This window comes from Dyadobacter tibetensis Y620-1 (genome assembly GCF_000566685.1).
Taxonomy (GTDB): Bacteria; Bacteroidota; Bacteroidia; order Cytophagales; family Spirosomataceae; genus Dyadobacter; species Dyadobacter tibetensis.
The window spans coordinates 1-2,769 of sequence record NZ_AZQN01000019.1 but is presented as its reverse complement, the minus strand read 5'-3'; the positions used below and the strand labels follow the sequence as shown (position 1 = coordinate 2,769).

Annotated in this window: 3 protein-coding genes; all 3 read left to right on the top strand. The window is 35.0% G+C overall.

Annotation, left to right across the window (positions count from 1 at the left end):
• Window positions 1-200 precede the first annotated feature (200 nt).
• From X939_RS0121835 to X939_RS0121825, 3 genes are read left to right on the top strand one after another with little or no spacing between them, the layout of a single operon-like run.
• Complete coding sequence (locus X939_RS0121835; RefSeq protein ID WP_025765392.1) at window positions 201-1,115, top strand: alpha/beta hydrolase; 915 nt, start codon at window positions 201-203, stop codon at window positions 1,113-1,115.
• Window positions 1,115-1,474, top strand: a complete 360-nt coding sequence (locus X939_RS24160) for a DUF4345 family protein (protein ID WP_025765391.1) — start codon at window positions 1,115-1,117, stop codon at window positions 1,472-1,474. The genes X939_RS0121835 and X939_RS24160 overlap by 1 nt, the downstream gene beginning before the upstream one ends.
• Entirely contained in the window at window positions 1,461-2,369 is a 909-nt protein-coding gene (locus X939_RS0121825; RefSeq protein ID WP_025765390.1) for a helix-turn-helix domain-containing protein, read from the top strand. The genes X939_RS24160 and X939_RS0121825 overlap by 14 nt, the downstream gene beginning before the upstream one ends.
• Window positions 2,370-2,769: the final 400 nt, after the last annotated feature.

Here is a 2,769-nt window from a genome sequence, read left to right as displayed (position 1 = left end):
GGTTCCGGGCAGACGGAATGCTAATTCCACACCTGCACAAAGCCCTGCCCGTTAGCGGTAAAGGCAGACACCAGCCAAAAGAAACGAAACACATAACCCCATACTTCAACCCCGATTCGGTTACAATCAACCTTGATTTGGAAACATTTACTTTTTAAAGAAGGACGAGTTTTGCATTGTAAAACTTAAAAAATAAAACAATGCAAAAAGTAAAATTCAAAAACAGAAATTGGGACACAGTAGCCAATCTTCATTTGCCTGACAATTTTGACGAATCACAAAATTATCCCGCTATTGTTTGCGTTCATCCTGGGAGTAGTGTAAAAGAACAAACCGCTGGTTTATATGCCCAAAAGCTTGCTGAGAAAGGGTTTATTGCTTTGGCTTATGATGCTTCATTTCAAGGAGAAAGTGGTGGTGAGCCAAGATATTTGGAAGACCCAACTACTCGTGTAGAGGATATATGCTATGCTGTAGATTATCTTACCACACTAAACTTTATAAATGAAAAGCGTATAGGTTTATTAGGTATTTGCGCAGGTGGAGGCTATGCAGCCAATGCGGCAATGACAGAAAAACGAATAAAAGCAGTTGGAACAGTTGTAGGCACTAATACGGGTAGAGCATTTAGAGAAATAAACTTTTTAGAAACATTAGAGGCTGTTTTATCGCAACGAACAGCAGAGGCTAACGGAGCAGAACCGATGATTACAAATTGGACGCCCAATTCTGCCGAAGAAGCAAAACAGGCAGGCATAAACGATATGGATATGTTAGAGGCTATTGATTATTACAGAACATCAAGAGGCGAATATCCGACTGCAAACAATAAATTACTTTTTACAAGTATGGCGAACTTAATAAAGTTTGACGCTTTTCATCTTGCCAACGTATTGTTGACACAACCCTTATTGGTTATCGTTGGCGACAAGGTCGGTGCTTTTGGTTCATACAGAGATGGGTTTGATTTATATAACAAAGCTGTTTCAAAAGAGAAAAAAATTCATATCGTAAGTGGTGCAAGTCATTATGATTTATACGACAAGCCCGAAGCAACAGCAGAAGCGTTGGATAATTTAATCCCATTCTTTCACGAAAATCTTTCACAGAAATAATGAACCTATTTCTAAAAATAATTGGGACCGTATTTCTTGTTTCAGGTTGCGTTCTAACATATAAACCAAACTTAATTAGCAAAATCCATTTGCCCGAAAACCCATATCAGATGATTGAAGTGAGGGTTAAATGGGGATTTCTAATTGGCTTGGGTATTCTATTCATTTTTTACAATCAATGGAGTGATTGGAAATTAACCGTTTGTGCAATATTGTTTTTTCTAACTTTGGGGATAATCGTAGCCCGATTATTCGGGTTTGTTTTAGATGGGTTTTTCTCAAAACAATTACTATGGCTAACCATAGAAATTGTTGTTTTAATCATTTTTGGAATTTTATACAGATATGCAGACAATTAACTCTTTATCCGAATTTCATCGGTTACTATCCATTCCACCGCCTTTGCATCCATTGGTAAGTGTGGTTTTGGTATCAGAAATACACGTTATAAATTCTGGTGTGTGGCAACATTTTTCTACAGATTTTTATACGATTTCTCTGAAGAATAATATCCAATCCAAAGTAAAATATGGGCAACAATATTATGACTTTGATAAGGGAACAATGACGTTTATTGCACCAAAACAAGTTCAAACTGTTGAAGTAGATACAACTAATGCTTATGAATCCATTGGAACAGGATATGTATTAATTTTTCATCCTGATTTTTTTAAAAAACACCCATTGCAAAGTACAATCAAAAATTATGGCTATTTCTCTTATTCATTAAATGAAGCGTTGCATCTTTCGCAACAGGAAGAGCAGAATGTTATTGAGATTTTTCAAAAAATAGAGAAAGAATACCAGCATATTGATAAGCACACGCAAGATATTATTCTGTCGCAAATTGATTTACTATTGAACTATTGTAATCGTTTTTACGAACGCCAATTTATTACCAGAAAAGCTGTAAACAATGATTTGCTTTCAAAAATGGAAGCACTTTTGAACGATTATTTTAGTAACACAGAAACTTTAAATAGCGGATTACCAACAGTTGAATATTTAGCTAATCAACTCAATTATTCCGCAAATTATTTAAGCGATATGTTGCGTTTGCTAACAGGACAAAGCGCCCAACAACACATTCACGAAAAACTCATTGGAAAAGCAAAAGAAAAACTCTTAACGACAAATTTATCCGTAAGTGAAATTGCCTATGAATTAGGTTTTGAACAACCACAATCGTTCAACCGACTTTTCAAAAAGAAAACCGAAATGTCGCCTTTGAAATATAGACAATCGTTTAATTAAATTTATCCTTCCCAACTTTTTTATTTTTTCAGCAGACACAGCAGATAACAGAAAGCCACATACCGCCAACAAAGTGTATAAAACATAGCTATTATAAGACTTCCGAGAGGTTTATGCTTATTTATTAAGTCCGCCAAATTTTTATTTTTGTATATTTAATAATTAAAAGATAAATATAAAAAATATAAATTCGGCTCGTGTTTAATCCGAAAAGTCAGCGTTTATTTATACGCTACATTTCATACACAAGACCGTTAGCAGCAAGTGTAAACCGTCATCTGGATATTTTGGTGGGACCATGCCAGTGTTTTCGGTCAAACCGTGCCACTTTAAAAGATCATACAATGATATAAAAAAGCTGTTGTTATTTGTAATAACCAACACTAGATCTGACAGTTGA

Bases quoted from the DNA above. Each gene is read 5' to 3' on its own strand.
- X939_RS0121835 (WP_025765392.1), top strand. From the start codon at position 201: ATGCAAAAAGTAAAATTCAAAAACAGAAATTGGGACACAGTAGCCAAT.
- X939_RS0121825 (WP_025765390.1), top strand. From the start codon at position 1,461: ATGCAGACAATTAACTCTTTATCCGAATTTCATCGGTTACTATCCATT.
- X939_RS24160 (WP_025765391.1), top strand. From the start codon at position 1,115: ATGAACCTATTTCTAAAAATAATTGGGACCGTATTTCTTGTTTCAGGT.